Origin of the sequence: Paraburkholderia sp. SIMBA_054 (assembly GCF_046534875.1) — a bacterium.
Taxonomy (GTDB): domain Bacteria; phylum Pseudomonadota; class Gammaproteobacteria; order Burkholderiales; family Burkholderiaceae; genus Paraburkholderia; species Paraburkholderia hospita.
Window position 1 is genome coordinate 1 of record NZ_JAWRXV010000852.1, and the last position, 269, is coordinate 269.

Genomic DNA, 269 nt, shown 5'->3' on the forward strand with positions numbered 1-269 from the left:
CGCGTGCCTCTTTCTCGTGAGCGATCTGTCCACTTATCTCACGGGCATCACGCTCGACGTGAACGGCGGCATGCTCATTCATTGACGGACGCCTCGCACCTGGGACTCACCCAGGGCACATGGAAGGAGACAAACATGAAATCGAAATACACCGCTTCTGCTATCGACGGCGAAGTGTTGGCGCACTCAGACGCGACGAGCTTCGAATCGCGCACCTACGCCAAGGTAAGCCGCAGGCTGATTCCGTTTCTGATGCTGTGCTATCTCGG

At 57.2% G+C, this 269-nt stretch carries 2 pseudogenes; both read left to right on the forward strand.

Features of this window, described 5'->3' with window-relative positions:
- Positions 1–85, forward strand: a pseudogene (locus tag SB822_RS57515) (short-chain dehydrogenase); the annotation flags it as partial.
- A gap of 50 nt (positions 86–135) precedes the next feature.
- Positions 136–269: pseudogene (locus SB822_RS57520) on the forward strand (MFS transporter); the annotation flags it as partial.